The following is a 19471-nucleotide window of genomic DNA, read 5'->3' on the forward strand; positions in this document are numbered from 1 at the left end:
TCTTGGATTATCCCCCGGGAACGACTACGTTCCGGGCACAACATCGGTGCTGGCCCCGTAATCCGTTACGGGTGATGACCAGGGTTCAGCAGAGCCCGCCGATCGAAAGGTTCCAGGAACGCAGGTCACATAGAGCGCAATAGCCGAAGCTGTGCTGCTCTCGACCGCCAAGCGAACGAAAGCCTGTTATTGCGCTTGAAGACTTACGCACGAGAACTGGGCCTGTCTCAACGGGCGGAATGATTTGGTCGCTGGCGCGATTGCCGGCGGTTGGGGAACGCGTCTTTGCTGCACGCGACTTTGCTGAACGAGATGGTCGGCGACATCGAAACCACTTCGAACGGTATTGCGATTCCGTGTGCCTAGGCGCGCGCCGAATCGGACTCTGGGAATCGGACTTCTGAGAAATCGGACTGCTGAGAAATCGGACTGTGGACTGCAATCACTTCAGGGCTGGAATAAAAGGCGACAGATGAGAAACGGTCAGAACAACAAGCGGATGCGCAACCGGAATAACAACAACAATAACAACAACAATAACCGGCGCGGCCAGAATCCCCTGACACGGGTGTACGAATCGAACGGACCCGACATCAAGATCCGCGGCACGGCCTCCCACGTGGCCGAGAAATACGTTCAGCTTGCGCGCGATGCGCGCTCCTCCGGCGATCCGGTGGCAGCTGAGAACTACTACCAGCATGCTGAGCACTACTACCGGATCATCGCGGCCGCGCAGGAGCAGTTCCGGCAGAATCAGCAGCCGCCGCGCCCCGACGCCGAGGTCACCCCGACCGAAGACGGCGACGACGACAGCGACGGCTATTCGAGCTTCGGCCAGGAGCCGGGCTTCGTGCCGCAGCAGCAGCAACCTTTCATGCGCGACAACGGCCAGCAGCCGTACCAGCGCGAGCAGCAGCAGCCGCGCGAGCATCGCGAGCGTGACCAGCAGCCGCGTGAGCACCGCGAGCGCGAGCATCGTCCGCAGCCGCAATATCAGCCGCAGCCGCAGAACCAGCCGCAGCCCGCGATGGCCGATGCCGGTGGCGTCGATCGCCTGCCCTCGTTCATCACCGGCGGCGCGCAGCCGCAGGTGAATGGCACCTATGAAGGCAATGGCGGCGCAGAACGCGGCGAACGGAGCGAGCGCTTTCCGCGCCGCCGCCGCCGTCCGCACAGCCCGCGCCCGGACATGGCGACGCAGCCCGCGCCGAGCGACGACTTCAATCCGGGCAACGAGTAATCGTGAGAATCTGTCACCCTCCCTTCACAGGGAGGGTGAATTGTCCGCGTCACGACTCTGCGTGAGTCGATTTGCGCGTCGCCGTCGAGGACGGCACCAGCACCGGACGCAATGACGGGATCAGCTGTGTGCGCTCGCGGCGCGCGGGGATCGCGCGATAGACCTGCTTGGTCGCCTCCACGATATGCACGCCGGCGAACGGCATCGACAGCGCCGCGCCGACCCGCTCCCACGCCATCGCCGAGCGCAGGAACCAGCTGCCCTGCACCGGCGGCATGAACAACGCCTCGCCCCATGACGACGGCGTGAACCAGGTCTGCCGCAACAGCTGCGTGATCTGCGCCCGCGAATAGGGTCGGCCATGGCCGAACGGCGTGGCGTCGGTGCGCGTCCAGACGCCGCGGCGATTCGGGATGATCGCGATCAGCCGCCCCGACGGCGACAGCACCCGCCACACCTCGCGCAGCAGCCGCTCCGGATCATCGGACATCTCCAGCGCGTGCACCAGCAGCACGCGGTCGACCGCGGCATCCGGCAGCGGCATCGAGAATTCGTCGATCAGAGTGGCCAGCGCCGGCCGGCCGGTCGGCCATTTCAGCACGCCCTGGGCCGCCGGCATGAAGGCAATGCAGCGCTCGCAGGACTCACGGAACAGGCCGAGATAGGGGGTCGGATAGCCGAGGCCGAGCACGCGCTGGCCTTCCGCGTTCGGCCACCGCGCGCGGATACCCCGGTTGATCAGCTGCCGCGCCACGATGCCGAGGCGCTGCGAATAGAAGTCGCGCAGGTCGATGACGTCCATGGTGTTTAGCCTAACACGCCCCCTGCTGCCCGGGTGCGCCGAAAATTGCATTGCCGCCGGAGCGTTAACGCCATATTTCGCCCCTATATTGGGCGCGTTAAAAGCATGATCCGGGAAAGTCGATACCGGCCTTTTCGAATACATCATGCTCCAAAATGTCCGTCCCGTTTGTTCGTGGAGATATCATGACCGCCGAAATTCGCACCTTCAGCTGCCTCACCGACAATTTCGGGTATTTGATCCACGATCCCGCGACCAAGGCGACCGCGTCGATCGACGCGCCGGAGGCCGGCCCGATCATCAAGGCGCTGGAGCGCGAGGGCTGGACGCTGACCGATATCCTGATCACCCATCACCATGGCGACCATGTCGGCGGCGTCGCCGAGCTGAAGCAGAAATACGGCTGCCGCGTCGTCGCCCCGCACGACCAGTCGGCCAAGATCGCCAATGTCGATCTGCGCGCCGCCAATGCCGATGTCATCAAGGTCGGCAGCCTCTTGGCCCGTGTGGTCGAAACTCCCGGCCATACGCTCGACCATATCTCCTATGTGTTCGATGGCGAGAAGGCGGTGTTCGCCGCCGACACGCTGTTCTCGATCGGCTGCGGCCGGGTGTTCGAAGGCACCTACCCCATGATGTGGGATTCGCTTTTGAAACTGCGCTCGCTGCCGGACGATTTCCGTCTCTACTGCGGCCATGAATACACCGCCTCCAACGTGAAGTTCGCGCTCACCATCGAGCCCGACAATCCGGCCCTGCAGGCGCGCGCAGCGGAGGTCACAAAACTGCGCGCCGAGAACAAGCCGACGATCCCCGTGCTGCTCGGCGACGAGAAGAAGGCCAACGTGTTTCTGCGCGCCGACGAGCCGGCGGTGGCGGCCAAGCTGCACATGAAGGGCGCCGACCCGGCGCTGGTGTTCGGCGAACTCCGCGAGCGCAAGAACAAGTCGTGATGGCAGACCTCTCGGCGGCCGACATCATCGCGCGGCTTGCGCTGCAGCCGCATCCCGAAGGCGGACATTATCGCGAGACGTTTCGCGACGCGCGCTGCGACGCCAATGGCCGCGCGCATTCGACCGCGATCTATTTCCTGCTGGCGCGCGGCGAGCGTTCGCATTGGCACCGCATCGACGCGGTCGAGATGTGGCACTATTACGCCGGCGCGCCGCTGACATTGCGGATCGCGCAGGACGGCGCCCCACATTCGATCACGCTCGGGCCGGATGTGGCGCGCGGCGAGCAGCCACAGGCAATCGTGCCGGCGAATGCATGGCAGGCCGCCGAAAGCAGCGGCGACTGGACGCTGGTCGGCTGCACCGTCGCGCCGGGATTCGAGTTCGCGAAATTCGAGCTAGCGCCGAAGGGCTGGGAGCCGGCTTCGTAGGAGCTTTTTTCCGTCATCCCCGCGCAAAGGCTTCGCCTTTGTCGCTGGAGGTGCGAGCCTTGCGGCGCAATTGCGCCGCTGGGCGAGCCTCGAAGGATGAATCGGCCACAGACGGGGCCGTCGACCCTTCGAGACGGCCGCGTCGCGGCCTCCTCAGGGTGACGGTGAAACAGTAGCAACAACCCTCTTCGTAGGATGGGTAGAGCGTAGCGAAACCCATCATCTTGCCGCGTGGATAGGAGTTGATGGGTTTCGCTTCGCTCTACCCATCCTACGCTTTCCTCCTCCACACCATGTCCTTGGCCGCGATCAACCCGCCGCCGGCGATCAGGATCGCGGCGATCGCGATGTTGGCGCTGGGCTTGGCGAAGCCCGCTGCGATCAGGAACGCGGTCGAGAGCAGCGGCGTAGCGTAGGATGCGGCACCGAGCACGCGGATGTCACCGCGCTTCATGCCGATGTCCCAGGCGAAGAACGCAGCTCCCACCGGACCGATGCCGAGCGCGATGACGGCCAGCCATTGCAGCGGCGTCGCGGGCCACACCGTCGTCTCCACCATCATGTGCACCAGCGCGGCAAGCACGGCGGTCGCGAGGCAGAAGCCGGCCACGGCATCGGTCGGCACCGCCTTGAGCCGGCGCGACATCACCGAATAGGACGCCCAGACGAACGCCGCGACGAAGGCGGCCGCGAAGCCTGGAATCTGCTCTTGTGTGAAGGCGCCGGTGTTGCCGGCGAACAGCAGCACGGTGCCGACGAGCCCAAGCAGCGCGCCTGCGATGTGATGCACCGCAAGCCGCTCGCCCGGCAGCAGCGACGAGAACAGCACGATCAGCAGCGGCCAGAGGTAATTGAGCAGGCCGGCCTCGGCCGGCGGGGCGAAGCGCAGCGCCAGGAAATACAGCGCGTGATAGCCGAACAGCCCGCCGACGCCGACGACCCAGGCGACCAGCGGTTGCTTCAATGCGCCGAAGGCTGATGGACGCAACAGGAAGCTCGCGAACGCCACCGCGGCGCCGATCGCAAACGTCATGGCCGCGAGCTGGAACGCCGGGATAGCCCCGGTCGCGACCGTCATGACCGACAGCAGCGACCACATCAGGATGGCGGTCAGTCCGACAAGGGTGGCAGTTCGGGTCGTCATCTCAAATCAATCCGTCGTGGCCGGGCATGGCTGTCCAAAGGATGGCGGTCTGAAGCCGCTCGCCGATGTCCCGGCCGGCCACGTCTTCCTTCGCGTGTGGCGCGTTGTAAAGACGAAAATGCCCGGCACAAGGCCGGGCATTCGCTGGTCGATTGTGCGCGCCTGCGACGCGACGACGCTTCTCGCGTCAGGCGTGATACTGGCCGCCGTTCACGGTCAGCGTCGAGCCGGTGATGAAACCGGCATCGTCGGCGGCGAGGAACACGACCGCCCGCGCGATCTCTTCGGGTTCGCCGAGCCGGGCGACCGGAATCTGCGGGATCACGTTCTTCTCGAGCACATCCTTCGGCACCGCCTGCACCATCTCGGTGTTGATATAGCCAGGGCAGATCACGTTCACGGTGATGCCGCCCTTGGCGTTCTCCAGCGCCAGCGCCTTGGTGAAGCCGATGTCGCCGGCCTTGGCCGCCGAGTAGTTGACCTGGCCGAACTGGCCCTTCTGGCCGTTGATGGAGGAGATCGAGATGACGCGGCCGAACTTGCGGGCGCGCATGCCCTCGATCACCTGGCGCGTCATGTTGAACAGCGAGCCGAGGTTGGTATTGATCACGGCATTCCACTGCTCGACCGTCATCTTGTGGAACGCGGTGTCCTTGGTGATGCCGGCATTGTTGACGAGCACGTCGACCGGGCCGAGATCGGCCTCGACCTGCTTGACGCCGGCCGCGCAGGCGTCGAACGATGCGACGTCCCACTTGTAGACCGGAATCCCGCTCTCCGCCTTGAACTTCTCCGCCGCGGCGTCATTGCCGGCGTAGCTCGCCGCCACCTCGTAGCCCGCCGCTTTCAGCGCCTTGCTGATCGCAGCTCCAATACCGCGCGTTCCGCCCGTCACCAATGCAACACGTGCCATGTCCGTTTCCTCCTTGGCCGTCTTTTATAACCGGATAACTCCGGCCTACGCACTCACAACCCCTCGAAACAAAAATGCCCGGCGCAAAGCCGGGCATCTTATTTATCAGCTCGCTTCGCGGTTGACAGATGATCTTTTCATCACCTAACCGGCCTCGCTGCCTTTTGTTCAGTCGCGTGCAACGCACATAGCGATACCCATGCCGCCGCCGATGCACAGCGTCGCGAGGCCTTTTTTGGCATCGCGCTTCTGCATCTCGTGCAGCAGCGTCACCAGCACGCGCGCACCCGACGCGCCGACCGGATGGCCGATCGCGATCGCGCCGCCATTGACGTTGACCTTGGCCGGATCCCAGCCGAGGTCCTTGTTCACCGCGCAGGCCTGCGCCGCGAACGCCTCGTTGGCCTCGATCAGGTCGAGGTCGGCGATGTTCCAGCCGGCCCTCTTCAGCGCGGCGCGCGAGGCGGGGATCGGACCGGTGCCCATGATCTTGGGGTCGACGCCGGCCTGGCCCCACGACACGATGCGGGCCAGCACCTTCTTGCCCTGCTTGGCGGCTTCCTTGGCGGTCATCAGCACGACGGCGGCGGCGCCGTCATTGATGCCCGAGGCGTTGCCCGCGGTCACGGTGCCGTCCTTCTCGAAGGCCGCGCGGAGCTTGGCCATCGCGTCGAGCGTGGCGCCGTGGCGCGGATACTCGTCGGCATCGACCACGATATCGCCCTTGCGGGACTTGATGGTGACCGGGACGATCTCGTCCTTGAACTTGCCGGCCTTCTGCGCCGCCTCGGCCTTGTTCTGCGAAGCGACCGCGAACTCGTCCTGCTGCGACCGGGTGATCTGGTACTGCTTGGCGACGTTCTCGGCGGTGTTGCCCATGTGGTAGCCGTTGAAGGCATCCCACAGCCCGTCCTTGATCATGGTGTCGATCAGCTCGAGGCCGCCCATCTTGACGCCGCCGCGCAGATATTGGGCGTGCGGGGCCATGCTCATGGATTCCTGGCCGCCGGCGACGACGATCGAGGAATCGCCGTTGAGCAGCGCCTGGTAGCCGAGCGCCACCGTGCGCAGGCCGGAGCCGCAGAGCTGGTTGACGCCCCAGGCCGGGCTTTCCACCGGGATGCCGGCCGCGATCGAGGCCTGGCGCGCCGGGTTCTGGCCCTGCGCGGCGGTGAGGATCTGGCCCATGATGACTTCGGAGACCTGACCGCCCTCGACGCCGGCACGCTCCAGCGCCGCCTTGATGGCGATCGCGCCGAGGTCATGGGCCGGGGTGGTGGCGAAAGCGCCGTTGAAGCTACCGACGGGGGTGCGGGCGGCGCTGACGATGACGACATCGTCTGACATGGACATCTCCTATGGGTTGTAGCTGGGTTTCTCGACGGCGGGCGGCCGATTTGGCGGGCCTGTCTCTTGATGGCTATCCTGTAAACCTCGTTGAGACATGTCAATCGCACTGTCGGGCAAATCGCGCCGCGACGCACTCAAAATGACGCCCTTGGCACTTTCCTGAGCAAATCCTATGCTTTGGAATTAACCGCACAGCACAAAACTGTAGCCGAACCGCTTTGAAAATGCTTACCTTTGCTGCGATGCGTTGCATTTTGCCCTGCGGCGATGCCGTAGGGTTCCAGGTTCTTCGGTGTTGAAGTGAGAGCCCATGGCAAAATCTGAACAACCGACCACGATCAAGAAATACGCGAACCGGCGGCTCTATAATACCGGGACGAGCACCTACGTGACGCTCGAGGATCTCGCGGCGATGGTGAAGGAAGGCGAGGATTTCCTCGTCTATGACGCCAAGACCGGCGACGACATCACCCGCTCCGTGCTCGCGCAAATCATCTTCGAGCAGGAAAACAAGGCCGGGCAGAATCTGCTGCCGACCACCTTCCTGCGCCAGCTGATCCGGTTCTACGGCGACAGCATGCAGATGGTGGTGCCAAAGTATCTCGAACAGTCGATCGAGACGCTGACCAAGGAACAGGAAAAATTCCGCAAGCAGATCGCGGGCGCGCTGAGCGGCACGCCGTTTGCGCCGCTGGAAGAACAGGTCCGCCGCAACATGGAGCTGTTCCAGCAGACCTTCTCGATGTTCAAGCCGTTTGCGCCGCAACGCGGTGGCGGCGAGGCCGAAAAGGTGCCGGAGCCCACGCCCGATGACGGCAACATCGACGATCTTCGCCGCCAGATGAAGGACATGCAGGAACGCCTCGAGCGCATGTCGCAGCCGACGAAGAAGGACGAGTAGGTCGCTTCGCCGATCGGCCGGATGCACCGGCCGCTATCGTTTCGCGAAATCCTGACGGCGGCAACTCCGGCCGGCGTCAGGCGCCGCTTGCCCCGGGGAGCATGCTCTTGCGGACGATCGCATGCACGCCCCAATTGCCGTCGGCAACCTGCGTGACGCCGAAATCGACGCCGAGCGAGATCAGCGCCAGCGCCTCATCCTCGCTGAGGCGATAACACTCCATCAGGAATTTGCGCGTCACGCGGAACGCGTTGCGCAGCGCCAGATCGACCGACGAGCGCTGGTAGATTTCCGACTGCGCATTGCGCCCGAGCTCGCGCAGATAGTTGCCGTAGCTGAAGCCGTGCAGGATCCACTCCTCCGGCGTTTCCAAAAGCGGGTGCGCCAGCCCTTCGACATGCGGCTTGGTCGCCTTGCCGCTCTTGTGCAGGATGAAGCGAAACTGGCCGGTGAGCGAAAGCTCGAGCGCGGTGCCGTTGACCTCACCATCGCCTTGCGCGAAATGCGGATCGCCGATCGAGAACAGCGCGCCTGGTACTGCGACCGGCAGATAGAGCGTGGTGCCCTTGGTGGCGCGCCAATTGTCGACATTGCCGCCGAAATAGCCGGGCGGAATCGAATCGATGATGTCGGACTCGCGCGGCGCCACCGCCATGAAGCCGAAATGCAGCCGCGCCGGAATCCGCACGCCGGCGAGCACGCCGGGCTGCTTCTCGACGGTGGCGTGATCGACCGGTACGCCGGGATAATCCATCGTCTCGTGGCGCACGCCGAACGGATCGGTCTGCGGCGTCCAGCGGTAGGAATAGACGGCGCGGGCCCACTCGGCCTCTGCATCGGTCTCGAAGATCGTGATGGTCTCGCGCTTGGCCGGCGGATCGATCAGATCGTTGTACTGAAATCCCCACCAGGCCGCGGCATTGCTGCCGAACGACTTGCCGGCGTAGGCCGGATTGGCTGATGGCCGCGGCCAGATATCGAGGATCTGCACCTCGAGCACATCGCCCGGCTCCGCACCGCAGACATAGATCGGCCCGGTGCAGATGTGCACGCCGAACCCTTCGCCGGCGCCGCGGCCGAAGATCGAACCGTCCATCGGACCGGCGCCGCGCCGTTCGACCGACTTGCCCTCGGCGGTCCAGCGAAACACGCTCTCCGCGCCGGGATCGCCCTTGATCATGCGCTCATAATCATCGAAGGCGTGCTGGGTCAGCGTCTCGATTGTCACCACCGCGCCCGACTGCACGCTCATGACAGGCGGGATGGCGCGGCTGAGATAGCCCCAATGCGCGGTCTCCCTGGACACCTTGAGATGGTGATGCGGGGCGCCCCGCCCTTCCGGCACAGCCGCCGGCGGTGCAACCGGTACGATCGGCTCCAGCGGCGCAACCGTCTCGCGCGCCACCGGGCTTGGTGCGAGCCGCAGTACCGTTGCGGTGCCACGCGCCAGCCGCGGCCGGCCGCGCGTGCGCTCGCCCTCCACATCGCGCGGCACCGCCTTGCGGAAGTCGCGCGGCGAGGTGCCGTAGGTCGCGCTAAACATCCGGCTGAAATGCGCCTGATCGGTGAAGCCCCAGCGGTAGCTGATTTCGGCGATGCGCTGGTCGGCATAGTTCGGATCGATCAGGTCGTTGCAGCAGCGCTCCAGCCGCCGCTCGCGCACATAAGCCGAGAACGTCGTGTTCTGCCGCTCGAACAGCCGTTGCAGATAGCGTTGCGACAACCCTTCCTGCCGCGCGATGTCGGCGATGGTCAGGCCGGCATTGCCGAGCTGGGCCTCGATCGCGGCATCGACCCGGCGCAGATGGCCGGCCTGGACCTGCGTCATTGCTTCGGCATCGAGCCGCGTCTCGCCGAGCAGCGCGCCGGCGACGAGTTCGGTGACCGCGACCTCGGCGGTGGCGAGATCGGCCTTGTCCAGGATCGCGAAATTGCCGCCCAGGGTCCGCATCACCGGACGCACGGACGCAGCGGCGATCGTCGCGCCGAGCACCGCCGGCAAACGCAAGCGATTATGCCCGAGCCGGCCGAGCAGCCGCTCACGCGGCAGTTCGAGCAACAGGATCTCGAAATCCTCGCGCAAGGTCATCCGCCACGGCGATTGCAGGTCGCACACCGAGACGTCGTTGTCGGCAAACTCGCAGCTGCGTTGGCCGGACGCGATGCTGCCGCGGCCGTAGCCGTGGAAGATGATGGCGACCCGCGCCGGCATTCCCGGCGAGGCCGCATGACCGCTGCAGACGATCTGCTGCTCGGTGGAACGCAGCAGCGCGAGCTGGCCGCCGCTGGTCGAGCGCTTCGCGGTCAATTCGCCGAACTGGAATTGGCCGGCCTCCGGCAATTCGCAATCGAGCTGCAAACCGGCCAGCGCCTCGCGCCAGACCTCCCGCCGGTTTTGCCGCGGGATCGCATCGACCGAAACCCGATAGGTCGTCGCGACCATCACCCCTCCAGGCCGCAGCACCGCGGCCTTCCACTCACAGAGCCGTGAACGCAGCCTGCACCGATTGCAGGCAGGCGGCAAGCGTGCTGCGACGGCACATGTTGCCCACCCTGCGTGCAACGCGCGGAAGCGGCCGCCTTCGCGTGGCAGCGCTATCAGCGGCGAACGCAGTGCAACTTGATCGAATGCGCCCAAATTCTTGACCGCTCCGGCCATGCCGCGATGCGAAGGCGGCCGCCGCAGATGCCTCGCACGCTGCTGCACAGGCCTTTGCGCCGCGACGACAGCAAGCGCGCCGACAAATTATTGGGCGCGCCCGGTCATGTCGGAGCGGCGCGGCGCCATGCACTCTCATCCGCACTTTCGATCCAAGGAGGAGCTCAAGATGTGCGCAGGTGACGACAAGAACTGCCCGGACTTCGAATTGCATCATCGCCAGTTCAAGGAGACGCTCGACCGGGAACGCCGTTCGTTCCTGCGCTCGAGCTTCGCCGCGGCGGGCGGCGCCGCGGCAATGACCGCCGGCGGCATCTCGCTGGTGACGCCGAAAATGGCGGCCGCCGCCGAGAAGCATCAGCCGGCTCAGCGCGCCTATCACCATCTGCCGGCGAATGCCGACACCGTGCATTGGGGCTATTTCAGCAAGTCGCTGAAGCCGCGCGTCGAGATCAATTCCGGCGACTTCATCACCATCGAGGCGCTGACGCATCACGCCAATGACGATGCCGAGCGCATGGTGAAGGGCGATCCCGGCGTCGAGAGCGTCTATCTCTGGACCAAGGAGAAGAAGGGCGTGAACCGGCGCGGCGCCGGCCCGATGGATGCCTCGCTGTACGGACGCGGCGCCGGCGAGGGCCTCGGCGTGCATATCTGCACCGGGCCGGTGTTCGTGCGCGGCGCCGAGGAAGGCGATGTGCTCGAGCTGCGCATCATCGACGTCGCGCCGCGGCCCTGCGCCAATCCAAAATATTCCGGCAAGGCATTCGGCAGCAACGCCGCGGCATCGTGGGGCTTCCACTACAAGGATCTGCTCACCGAGCCGAAGCCACGCGAGGTGGTCACCATCTACGAGGTCGACGCGACCGGTGAGCGCAACTGGGCGCGCGCCGTCTATAACTTCATCTGGACGCCGCAGACCGATCCGTCCGGCGTGGTGCACAAGACCATCGACTATCCCGGCGTCCCGGTCGATCATTCGACGGTCAAGGAGAACCACGGCATCCTGAAGAACGTGCGTATCCCGGTGCGTCCGCATTTCGGCGTGATCGGGCTCGCGCCGAAAGAGGCCGAGTTCGTCGATTCGATCCCGCCGAGCTATACCGGCGGCAACATCGACAATTGGCGCATCGGCAAGGGCGCCACGATGTATTACCCGGTGGCGGTCGAGGGCGGACTGCTGTCGGTCGGCGACTCCCACGCCTCGCAGGGCGATTCCGAACTGTGCGGCACGGCGATCGAATGCTCGCTCAACGGCACCTTCCAGATCATCCTGCACAAGAAAGCCGACCTCGCCGGCACTGCGCTGGAAGCGCTCGACTACCCGATGCTGGAGACCCAGGACGAATGGCTGGTGCACGGCTTCAGCTATGCCAACTACCTCAGCGAGCTCGGCTCCAGCGCGCAGACCGAGATCTACAAGAAGTCCTCGGTCGACCTTGCCTTGCGCGATGCCTTCCGCAAGATGCGCAAATTCCTGATGACGACGAAGAAGCTGACCGAGGACGAGGCCATCTCGCTGATCTCGCTCGGCGTCGACTTCGGCGTCACCCAGGTGGTCGACGGCAATTGGGGCGTCCACGCGGTGATCCGCAAGGACATCTTCGCCGGCGGCGAGAGCTGACGAAAAGGCCAGGAGCGAGCGTGGCGGTCAGCCGAAGAAGGGCGAGCAGGGCTTTGCTGCGCGCACCTAATACAACGTCGCCCCGGCCTAGTGCGCAATTGCGCACGGGAGCCGGGGCCCATAACCACAAATGTCGGTTGTTTGAAGCAAGCGTCTACCAGATCGCTTCATCGAGAAGCCGCGGCGTATGGGTCCCGGCCCCCGTGCGCAATTGCGCACTAGGCCGGGACGACACCGTTAATTTGGCCGGCGACTGTGAACTAGCCCGTGGCGGGCACAGGCTTCTCCGCCGGCGCATTCCACGGGCGGTCCGGCGAGGCGAGGCCGATCAGGCGGCCCTGGATGAAGTCGCAGCCCCATTCGCGCAGCATCACGGCGGCTTCCTCGTCCTGCACCCATTCGGCGACTGTCTTGATCTCGAGGCGGCGCGCGAGATCGATCAGCGTCTGCACGAAGGCGCGGTCGTCGGCCGAACGCACGATGTTCTGCACGAAGGCGCCGTCGATCTTCACGATGTCGACGCCGAGCTTGCGCAAATTGCGGAATGAAGTGTAGCCGGCGCCGAAATCGTCGATCGCGATCCGGCTGCCGAAGTTCTTCAGGCGCGTGACAAAGCCACGCACGTCGTCGATATCCTGGATCGCGACCGTTTCGGTGATCTCGACGATCAGCCGCTCGCCGACGCCGGGATGCGCGCGCATCAAGGATTCGATGGTGGCCCACCAGTCCGGATCCATCGTGGTGTCGGGCGAGATGTTGAGGCTGAGCTGTACGCCGGGAGCGGCGGCGAGCTCGGCGATGGCGAGCTCCAGCACGCGATGATCGACCAGCCGGATCAGGCCGAGCCGCTCGGCGACCGGCACGATATCGGGCGCGAGCAACGCGCGGCCGTCGTCCTGCTCCATGCGGACCAGGCACTCGTAGAACGCGGGCTGCCGCAAGCGCGCATCGACCACGGGCTCGAAGCCGATCACGATGCGGCGCTCGTTCAGCGCGGTGACGATCTCGTCGGTGACGCGGATGTTGACGCGGCGCTGGGCGTCGCGCTCGACATTCGGCTTCCACAGCGCGAACGATCCGGCGCGGCGGCTCTTGGCGGTCTCCAGCGTCTCCTGGGCGCGATTGACCGCCTCCTCCGCCGACCTCGCATGGCGCGGAATGGTGACGGCGCCGATCGAGACCGTTACCGACACCGGGCCGGACTTGGTCGGCACCACCTCGTCGCGCACCGCGGCGAGGAAGCGCTCGGCCGCGACATTGGTGTCGTCGACAGTGCAGTTGCGCAGGATCAGGCCGAACTTGTTGCCGGAGAAGCGACCGAGCATGTCGCCGCTGCGCAGCCGCGCACGAATCCGCTTCGCGACCTCGGCGATGACGGCGTCGGCGACATCGAAGCCGAAGGCATCGTTGACGCGCGCGAGGTGATCGATGCCGATCAGCATGAAGGCGCAGGAGCTGCGGAAGCGCGCGCACTCCTCCATCGCCTCGGCGAGCGAGGCGATCAGATGGGTGCGGTTGAGCTCATTGGTCAGCGGATCGTGCCGCGACAGCTTGAGCAGCTGCTCGTCGCGGGCATGCCGTTCATTGTTGATGCGGACGACGCCCTGCACGCGCGCTGGCCTGCCGTCGGCGCCGGCAAACCAGCAGCCGGTCTCCTCGATCCAGATCACGGGCGCCGAGGTGACGGCCCGCACGCCATATTCGATCCGGTAGGGAACGCCCTCCCCGCCGCGCACCGGCGCCGGCGCGCCGAGCGCATCGGATCGCACCGAGCGCGATGGCTCGATCAACTTTGCAAGCTCGGCACCGCTCGCAAGCGCCGCGACCGGGATATCCGGGAAGACCGCCGCCACATTGTCGCTCCAGGCAATCGCATCGGTCGCCAGGTCCCAGGCGAATGTCGCTTGGCCGAGCGAGGCGAGGATGCTGGCAGCTGGCGGGACAGGGGGCATCGAACATGTCTCGATTTGGGACGGCGCCCGGTGATTCTACACGCTCTCAAGATAGTGGTTCCGGCGAATCCAACGCTAGGTGAAGTTGATAAATAATCTGGAAACCACGTTTTCGACTGTCCGGGAACGAACTGGGGACGGCGGGCATGACCCTTGCCACAGGGGTGTTGCGGAGGGACGCAACGTCCCAAACTATGACGCTCCAACGGGTCGCAGACGATGCCGGATATCGATCAATCGGAAATCCTCGACGGTGAGTGCACCGGCGATCCTGCTGCGGCCGGCACGGCGCTGGTGCCGCTGGCCACGACCACCCATTGGGCGCCCAAGATCCCGCTGCCGCATGCCGATCCGTCGTTTGTGGCTCATCTGATCGCAACCGCCGCACACGAACCGCAGACGCGCGGGCAGCGGCGTGGGTCATTGGCCGACGCGCAGAGCGCCTACGGCCCGCATGTCGACGAACGCCGCAGCGTGGCGCGGCGGACCCGGCAAATCATCTAGCAAATCATCTAGAAAGACCGGACGCCGGAACTGGCGTCCAGGCAGCAGGTGATCAGCGGGCCTTGACGGGCCGATTGCCGTGACTGTCCTGCGGCACGCCGCGTTGCAGCGACATGTGGGAATGGATGCCCAGCCAGCGCCCGTCGGCCTGACGCGCGAGAATGATCGTCGCTCGCCCCGGCCGATCAAAGCGGCTGCCGTCCGCATGGAAGCCGGTGCTCGTCCAGGGCGTGATCACCGTCGCCATGCCGCCGTCGGCGCTGATCAGCACCGCCGTATGCGCGAGATCGAAGGCGAAATCCGCGGTGCGGGGCCAGACATTGTCCCATTGCATCTCGGTCCAGCGCGCGCGGCCGTGGATGAGTTCCTGGTAGGTGCCGAACGAGATGATGTCCGAATGCCAGAACGGACGCGCGGCAGCATAGTCGACCGCCCTGACGCAGGCGGCGAACCGTTCGAGCCAGTCAAATATGGATTGAGTTGTCGTTGAGTCGGCGATCGGAAGAGGCGTTTCTGCGCTCATGATCGGCCTCGAAAACACTCAGCGCTGTGGCGCGTCCGACGGTGGATGACCGCCCGGCTGCAAGTCCGGTGAGGCGACGGTCGGCTTCGGCGCGGACTGATCGAGCAGCACGGATTCCGCAACCGACGTCGCTGGCGGAACGGGCGCGGCTGGCGGCGGAGCAGCAGGCGCCGGCGCGGCGACGGGCGCGGGCTCGGAACGCGGCGCGGGCGCCTCTGCCGGCGGCGCCTCGGGCTGCGGCCTGCTGGCGCTTGGTGCCGCAGGCGCGACCACCGCACGGCGGCGGGTGCGCAGCGCAATTCCGGAAATGAAATCGACCAGCGCCAGCAGCGTGAGCAGGCCATAGGTCGAGTTGCCGAATTTCGGCCAGAGCACGAATTCGGCGGCGGCGGCGCCGAACACGATCAGCGACAGCAGATGGTCGGTGAGATATTTCGCGCCAGGGCGCGCGCCCTTGATGACCTCGAGCAGCAACAGCAGCACGGCGGCCGCGAGCAGCATGTCGCTGAGCGTGATCTGCCACTGCTCGCCCGACAGCAATGTCAGCCTGATCAGCGGGTCCGTGAAGGACACGCCGGGCATCAGGAAAGCGATGATGTTGTAGACCGCGAGCGGAACGAGCAGCAGCGGAAAACCGACCATCGGGGCTTGCGCCTTATTCAGGGAGAACCAGCAATGCGGCGATGCTCATTGGCCTCGCCGCGGACGCGCCCGTCTTGGCCGCACTCGTTGACCGAATTCAGGCGCCGCGCCGCATGGCTGCGGCGCGTAGGCCGAATGTCCGATCAGGACTCTTTCTTGGCCTTCAGGACCTGGCGGCCCTTGTACATACCGGTCTTCAGGTCGAGGTGGTGCGGACGGCGCAGTTCGCCGGAGTCCTTGTCCTCGACATAGGTCGGGGTCTTGATCGCATCGGCCGAACGGCGCATGCCACGGCGCGACGGCGAGGTTTTTCTTCTGGGAACGGCCATGACGGTGTCCTCTAGGGGTGTTGCGGAGGCATCGTCCGAAATGCGGACGGCTCAGCGCTTCGAAGCGCAAGCTGCGATGCCGGTAAGGCCGCGCTTATAGAGGAAGGCATCGCGTAAAGCTAGGGTCCGGGCCAGCAAAAAGCGCCCGAAATGGCCCTCAGGAGCCGCGATTTTCGCGCCAGCAGCGCTCCACCGCGTTGGCCCGGACCATATAGGTCGCAGACAGCCTGCGGACCCCCGGCCCCGGGCTCCGGGCGCTCCTCTTGACCGGATTCGGCAGGATCGCCGCCAGAAGCGCGGCCTCACGGGGTGACAGCCCCGCCGCCGACCGGCCGAAAGCATATTGGGCGCCGGCCTCAGCGCCGAACTGGCCGGACGGGCCCATTTCCGCGATATTGAGGTAGATTTCCAGGATCCGCTGCTTGGGCAGCACGAGATCGATCCAGAGCGCCAGCGGCAGTTCCAGCCCCTTGCGGACAACGCTGCGGCCGGACCACAGGAACAGGTTCTTGGCGACCTGCTGGGTGATGGTCGAGCCGCCGCGGGCCACCTCGCCATCCTCGGCGTCGTCGAGCACCTCGCGCAGCGCGCCCCAATCGATGCCCCGATGCTTGCAGAAATGGGCATCCTCCGAGCCTACCACGGACCGCACCAGATAGGGCGACATGGCGCCGAAATCGATCCAGTGCCGCGTGACCGGAGCCCCTCGCAGGGTCCGCCACGCCATCAGCGCCGAAACCGGATGGCCGGTGCGGTAGAACGGCGCCACCAGATACGGCAGCAACAGCAGGGCCAGCAAAACCAGCAATAAAATTCGGACGATGCGCAAAACAGGGGTTTCCGGGGAGGACCATTCCAGGAAGGATTTGGGACCCGCCCGCCAGAACACGGCCGGCGCCGTCGACGTCTGCGGGATAATTCACGGTTTTTCCAGCACTTTTAAGGCGCATTCCGTCGCAGGGCAGGAATTGACGAAGCCGATGCCATCAACGATTGTCCCGCCGAAAATCGATCTGGAGCAATTCTTAATGACGACCGGTACTGCAGAGTTTTCCAAGCGGCTGGACCAGACCGCGGAGGATACCGAAGCCCTGCTCGCGAAACTGCTGTCCGACGCGACCGAAAGCGACGAGATCGTGCGCCCGAAGCGGCTGATCGAGGCGATGCGCTATTCGAGCCTCGGCGGCGGCAAGCGGCTGCGGCCGTTCCTCGTGGTCGAGAGCGCGGCGGTGTTCGGCATCCCGCGCGAAGCCGCCCTGCTGGTCGGCGCCGCGCTCGAATGCATCCACTGCTACTCACTGATCCACGACGACCTGCCGGCGATGGACAATTCCGATCTGCGCCGCGGCCGCCCGACCCTGCACAAGGCCTATGACGACGCCACCGCGATCCTCGCTGGCGACGCGCTGCTGACGATTGCCTTCGACATCATTACCCGCGATGCGATCCACAAGGACGCCCAGGTGCGCCTGGCCTTGACCCGCGCGCTTGCGCGCGCCTCCGGCATCGGCGGCATGGCCGGCGGCCAGATCCTCGACCTCGCCGGCGAAGGCCGCTTCGGCGACCGCGAGCCGGTCGACGTCGCGCGCGTGCAGCAGATGAAGACCGGCGCGCTGCTCCGCTTCGGCTGCATCGCCGGCGCGATCCTCGGCCAGTCCTCGCAGAAGGAATACCAGGCGCTCGACGATTACGGCAAAGCGCTCGGCGAAGCCTTCCAGATCGCCGACGATTTGCTCGACGTCGAGGGCGATGCTGCCGCGCTCGGCAAGCCGGCCGGCGCTGACGCCGCGCTGGGCAAGACCACCTTCGTCACCCAGCTCGGCATCGACGGCGCCAAGCAGCGCGTCCGCGATCTCCTGGCGCGCGCCGATGCCGCGCTGTCGGTTTTCGGCGACCGCGGCGACGTGCTGCGCGCGGCCGCCCGCTTCGTCGCCGAGCGCAAGAACTAAAGCGGGATGAGTCTTGGTTGAATCGGCTTGGCGCGGTCTCGGTTCACCTCTCCCCGTTGGGGAGAGGTCGGATTGCGCCTGGCGATGCGAAGCATCGTCCAGTGCAATCCGGGTGAGGGCTTTTGCTCTCTCGATGGACCGTAACCCCTCACCCGATTTGCTGCGCAAATCGACCTCTCCCAAGGGAGAGGTGAACTTTCGACGCCGCTCCAGCTCAACCTAATCTCATCAGGCTCTAGCCGAAGGCACTGCGCGACATGAACAGGGAGATCGACGACCGCCTTGTTCGCTTCCGCAAGCTGCCGCTGCCGGTCCGCGTCGTCGTGGGCCGGCCGCGCACGTTCGGCTCGATCGCTTTCGGCATCCTGGCTGCGCTGCTGGTGCCGGGAGCACCGCGCATCGTCACGCGCCTGCTCGCGGGCTGGGATGCCTTCACAGCGCTCTATCTCGTGCTCGCCTATGTGATGATGCTGCGCTGTGGCGTCGCCCATATCAAGCGAAGCGCCATGCTGCAGGACGATGGCCGTTTCCTGATCCTGCTGCTGACCGCGTTCGGCGCGCTGGCGAGCCTTGCGGCTATCGTGTTCGAGCTCGGTGCATCCAAGGGCAGCCCGGCCGGACTGGCGCTGGCAATCGTCACCATCACGCTGTCATGGGCCTTGGTGCACACCGCGTTCGCGCTGCACTACGCCCATGAGTATTATCGCGGCAAGACGCCCGGCGGATTGCAGTTTCCGAGCGGCGAGGAACATGTCGACGCCGATTACTGGGACTTCGTCTATTTCTCGTTCGTGATCGGCATGACGGCGCAGGTCTCCGACGTCGGCATCACCGACAAGATCATCCGCCGCACCGCGACCGTGCACGGCATCATCTCGTTCGTGTTCAACACCGCGCTGCTCGCCCTGATGGTGAACATCGCCGCGAGCGCGATCTAGCCGCGCCGCCTGATGAGATGGCGTCCGCAAGGCGGTCGGCAAGGAGTACAAGCAGCACGCCGATGACGTCGCGCGAATTTATTCCCCGCCTTGCGTCACGTGCTGCTGATATTGCGGCAGATCGTCCGATATCGCGTACCACGGCGCCTTGGAGCCGACGAAGATGTGGGCGGTCGGCCGGATCGCCGGCGCATCGCGCAGCGTGCCCATCGCCACATGGACATAGGCGCCGCCGCGGACCTGCGAATAGAGCAGCGAGCCGCAGCGGCCGCAATGCGCGTCGTGGGTGAGCTCATCGCCATAGATCAGGAGCCCATCAGCGCCGCTGACCACGGTGAATTTGTCGCGCGCGATTCCCGCGAACGGCTTGAACGCCGATCCCGTGGTGCGCCGGCAGTTCGAGCAGTGACAATTGAGCGCATAGGCAAACGCGTCGGCCACCTCGTAGCGCACGTCGCGGCAGAAGCATTCGCCGGTCAGGATATGTTCGTTCGAATATGCAGATGCGGTCACAACTCATCCCTCACGCAGAATTTTGTCGCCGGCCATGGCGCAATCCGGCGGTTCATGGCTAAATCCTAAAGCCCTTTCCGTTCAAATTGAATCGGAACGGGGGG

The 19471-nt window shown here is 65.4% G+C and carries 19 protein-coding genes; 8 read left to right on the forward strand and 11 right to left on the reverse strand.

Annotation, left to right across the window (positions count from 1 at the left end):
* The first annotated feature begins 472 nt into the window (after positions 1–472).
* Positions 473–1240, forward strand: coding sequence for a DUF4167 domain-containing protein (locus ACVWYP_RS03440; protein WP_304497746.1), 768 nt, complete (start codon positions 473–475; stop codon positions 1238–1240).
* Positions 1241–1289: 49 nt separating this feature from the next.
* Here ACVWYP_RS03440 and ACVWYP_RS03445 read toward each other — a convergent pair whose 3' ends face one another.
* Positions 1290–2042 (reverse strand): class I SAM-dependent methyltransferase, encoded by a 753-nt coding sequence (locus ACVWYP_RS03445; protein ID WP_028343579.1) that lies wholly within the window; start codon positions 2040–2042, stop codon positions 1290–1292.
* Between the two features lie 185 nt (positions 2043–2227).
* Here ACVWYP_RS03445 and gloB point away from each other — a divergent pair, with 185 nt between their 5' ends.
* Positions 2228–2995, forward strand: coding sequence for a hydroxyacylglutathione hydrolase (gene gloB / locus ACVWYP_RS03450; RefSeq protein ID WP_304497747.1), 768 nt, complete (start codon positions 2228–2230; stop codon positions 2993–2995).
* The gene (locus tag ACVWYP_RS03455) at positions 2995–3426 is read left to right on the forward strand and encodes a cupin domain-containing protein (RefSeq protein ID WP_304497748.1); all 432 of its coding nucleotides are present in this window, start codon (positions 2995–2997) and stop codon (positions 3424–3426) included. The genes gloB and ACVWYP_RS03455 overlap by 1 nt, the downstream gene beginning before the upstream one ends.
* Before the next feature lie 271 nt (positions 3427–3697).
* Here ACVWYP_RS03455 and yddG read toward each other — a convergent pair whose 3' ends face one another.
* From yddG to ACVWYP_RS03470, 3 genes are all read right to left on the reverse strand, one after another.
* The gene (gene yddG / locus ACVWYP_RS03460; protein ID WP_304497749.1) at positions 3698–4570 is read right to left on the reverse strand and encodes an aromatic amino acid exporter YddG; all 873 of its coding nucleotides are present in this window, start codon (positions 4568–4570) and stop codon (positions 3698–3700) included.
* Between the two features lie 187 nt (positions 4571–4757).
* Complete coding sequence (gene phbB / locus ACVWYP_RS03465; RefSeq protein ID WP_028343575.1) at positions 4758–5483, reverse strand: acetoacetyl-CoA reductase; 726 nt, start codon at positions 5481–5483, stop codon at positions 4758–4760.
* 168 nt (positions 5484–5651) lie between these two features.
* Complete coding sequence (locus ACVWYP_RS03470; protein WP_028343574.1) at positions 5652–6830, reverse strand: acetyl-CoA C-acetyltransferase; 1179 nt, start codon at positions 6828–6830, stop codon at positions 5652–5654.
* 313 nt (positions 6831–7143) lie between these two features.
* Between ACVWYP_RS03470 and phaR the strand changes: the two genes are divergently transcribed.
* A complete protein-coding gene (gene phaR, locus ACVWYP_RS03475) occupies positions 7144–7734 on the forward strand; it encodes a polyhydroxyalkanoate synthesis repressor PhaR (protein ID WP_304497750.1) in 591 nt (196 codons plus the stop codon).
* A gap of 76 nt (positions 7735–7810) precedes the next feature.
* Here phaR and ACVWYP_RS03480 read toward each other — a convergent pair whose 3' ends face one another.
* Entirely contained in the window at positions 7811–10177 is a 2367-nt protein-coding gene (locus tag ACVWYP_RS03480) for an acetamidase/formamidase family protein (protein WP_304497751.1), read from the reverse strand.
* A 385-nt stretch (positions 10178–10562) separates the two neighbouring features.
* Between ACVWYP_RS03480 and ACVWYP_RS03485 the strand changes: the two genes are divergently transcribed.
* A complete protein-coding gene (locus ACVWYP_RS03485; RefSeq protein WP_304497752.1) occupies positions 10563–12017 on the forward strand; it encodes an acetamidase/formamidase family protein in 1455 nt (484 codons plus the stop codon).
* A gap of 260 nt (positions 12018–12277) precedes the next feature.
* Here the strand turns inward: ACVWYP_RS03485 and ACVWYP_RS03490 are convergent, their stop codons facing one another.
* Positions 12278–13969 carry a putative bifunctional diguanylate cyclase/phosphodiesterase gene (locus tag ACVWYP_RS03490; protein ID WP_304497753.1) on the reverse strand — a complete coding sequence of 564 codons (1692 nt, stop codon included), beginning with the start codon at positions 13967–13969 and terminating at the stop codon, positions 12278–12280.
* A gap of 219 nt (positions 13970–14188) precedes the next feature.
* Between ACVWYP_RS03490 and ACVWYP_RS03495 the strand changes: the two genes are divergently transcribed.
* On the forward strand, positions 14189–14473 hold the full coding sequence (locus ACVWYP_RS03495) for a hypothetical protein (RefSeq protein ID WP_304497754.1): 285 nt from the start codon (positions 14189–14191) through the stop codon (positions 14471–14473).
* Positions 14474–14525: 52 nt separating this feature from the next.
* Here ACVWYP_RS03495 and ACVWYP_RS03500 read toward each other — a convergent pair whose 3' ends face one another.
* The 4 genes from ACVWYP_RS03500 to mtgA form a co-directional block, all read right to left on the reverse strand.
* Positions 14526–14996 (reverse strand): YybH family protein, encoded by a 471-nt coding sequence (locus ACVWYP_RS03500; protein WP_304497755.1) that lies wholly within the window; start codon positions 14994–14996, stop codon positions 14526–14528.
* An 18-nt stretch (positions 14997–15014) separates the two neighbouring features.
* Positions 15015–15638 (reverse strand): hypothetical protein, encoded by a 624-nt coding sequence (locus ACVWYP_RS03505; RefSeq protein ID WP_304497756.1) that lies wholly within the window; start codon positions 15636–15638, stop codon positions 15015–15017.
* Between the two features lie 143 nt (positions 15639–15781).
* Positions 15782–15967: a 50S ribosomal protein L32 gene (gene rpmF, locus ACVWYP_RS03510; protein ID WP_021077536.1), complete on the reverse strand. Its 186-nt coding sequence runs from the start codon at positions 15965–15967 to the stop codon at positions 15782–15784.
* Between the two features lie 157 nt (positions 15968–16124).
* The gene (mtgA, locus tag ACVWYP_RS03515) at positions 16125–16796 is read right to left on the reverse strand and encodes a monofunctional biosynthetic peptidoglycan transglycosylase (protein WP_028343567.1); all 672 of its coding nucleotides are present in this window, start codon (positions 16794–16796) and stop codon (positions 16125–16127) included.
* Positions 16797–16995: 199 nt separating this feature from the next.
* Between mtgA and ACVWYP_RS03520 the strand changes: the two genes are divergently transcribed.
* Positions 16996–17916 carry a polyprenyl synthetase family protein gene (locus tag ACVWYP_RS03520; protein ID WP_028343566.1) on the forward strand — a complete coding sequence of 307 codons (921 nt, stop codon included), beginning with the start codon at positions 16996–16998 and terminating at the stop codon, positions 17914–17916.
* A gap of 257 nt (positions 17917–18173) precedes the next feature.
* Positions 18174–18854, forward strand: coding sequence for a DUF1345 domain-containing protein (locus ACVWYP_RS03525; protein ID WP_304497757.1), 681 nt, complete (start codon positions 18174–18176; stop codon positions 18852–18854).
* Positions 18855–18932: 78 nt separating this feature from the next.
* Here ACVWYP_RS03525 and ACVWYP_RS03530 read toward each other — a convergent pair whose 3' ends face one another.
* Positions 18933–19367: a GFA family protein gene (locus tag ACVWYP_RS03530; protein WP_304497758.1), complete on the reverse strand. Its 435-nt coding sequence runs from the start codon at positions 19365–19367 to the stop codon at positions 18933–18935.
* Between the last annotated feature and the right edge of the window lie 104 nt (positions 19368–19471).

Source organism: Bradyrhizobium sp. USDA 3262 (assembly GCF_054060035.1).

Coding starts and splice junctions, on each gene's coding strand:
- ACVWYP_RS03440 (WP_304497746.1), top strand. CDS start 473: ATGAGAAACGGTCAGAACAACAAGCGGATGCGCAACCGGAATAACAAC.
- ACVWYP_RS03445 (WP_028343579.1), bottom strand. CDS start 2,042: ATGGACGTCATCGACCTGCGCGACTTCTATTCGCAGCGCCTCGGCATC.
- gloB (WP_304497747.1), top strand. CDS start 2,228: ATGACCGCCGAAATTCGCACCTTCAGCTGCCTCACCGACAATTTCGGG.
- ACVWYP_RS03455 (WP_304497748.1), top strand. CDS start 2,995: ATGGCAGACCTCTCGGCGGCCGACATCATCGCGCGGCTTGCGCTGCAG.
- yddG (WP_304497749.1), bottom strand. CDS start 4,570: ATGACGACCCGAACTGCCACCCTTGTCGGACTGACCGCCATCCTGATG.
- phbB (WP_028343575.1), bottom strand. CDS start 5,483: ATGGCACGTGTTGCATTGGTGACGGGCGGAACGCGCGGTATTGGAGCT.
- ACVWYP_RS03470 (WP_028343574.1), bottom strand. CDS start 6,830: ATGTCAGACGATGTCGTCATCGTCAGCGCCGCCCGCACCCCCGTCGGT.
- phaR (WP_304497750.1), top strand. CDS start 7,144: ATGGCAAAATCTGAACAACCGACCACGATCAAGAAATACGCGAACCGG.
- ACVWYP_RS03480 (WP_304497751.1), bottom strand. CDS start 10,177: ATGGTCGCGACGACCTATCGGGTTTCGGTCGATGCGATCCCGCGGCAA.
- ACVWYP_RS03485 (WP_304497752.1), top strand. CDS start 10,563: ATGTGCGCAGGTGACGACAAGAACTGCCCGGACTTCGAATTGCATCAT.
- ACVWYP_RS03490 (WP_304497753.1), bottom strand. CDS start 13,969: ATGCCCCCTGTCCCGCCAGCTGCCAGCATCCTCGCCTCGCTCGGCCAA.
- ACVWYP_RS03495 (WP_304497754.1), top strand. CDS start 14,189: ATGCCGGATATCGATCAATCGGAAATCCTCGACGGTGAGTGCACCGGC.
- ACVWYP_RS03500 (WP_304497755.1), bottom strand. CDS start 14,996: ATGAGCGCAGAAACGCCTCTTCCGATCGCCGACTCAACGACAACTCAA.
- ACVWYP_RS03505 (WP_304497756.1), bottom strand. CDS start 15,638: ATGGTCGGTTTTCCGCTGCTGCTCGTTCCGCTCGCGGTCTACAACATC.
- rpmF (WP_021077536.1), bottom strand. CDS start 15,967: ATGGCCGTTCCCAGAAGAAAAACCTCGCCGTCGCGCCGTGGCATGCGC.
- ACVWYP_RS03520 (WP_028343566.1), top strand. CDS start 16,996: ATGACGACCGGTACTGCAGAGTTTTCCAAGCGGCTGGACCAGACCGCG.
- ACVWYP_RS03525 (WP_304497757.1), top strand. CDS start 18,174: ATGAACAGGGAGATCGACGACCGCCTTGTTCGCTTCCGCAAGCTGCCG.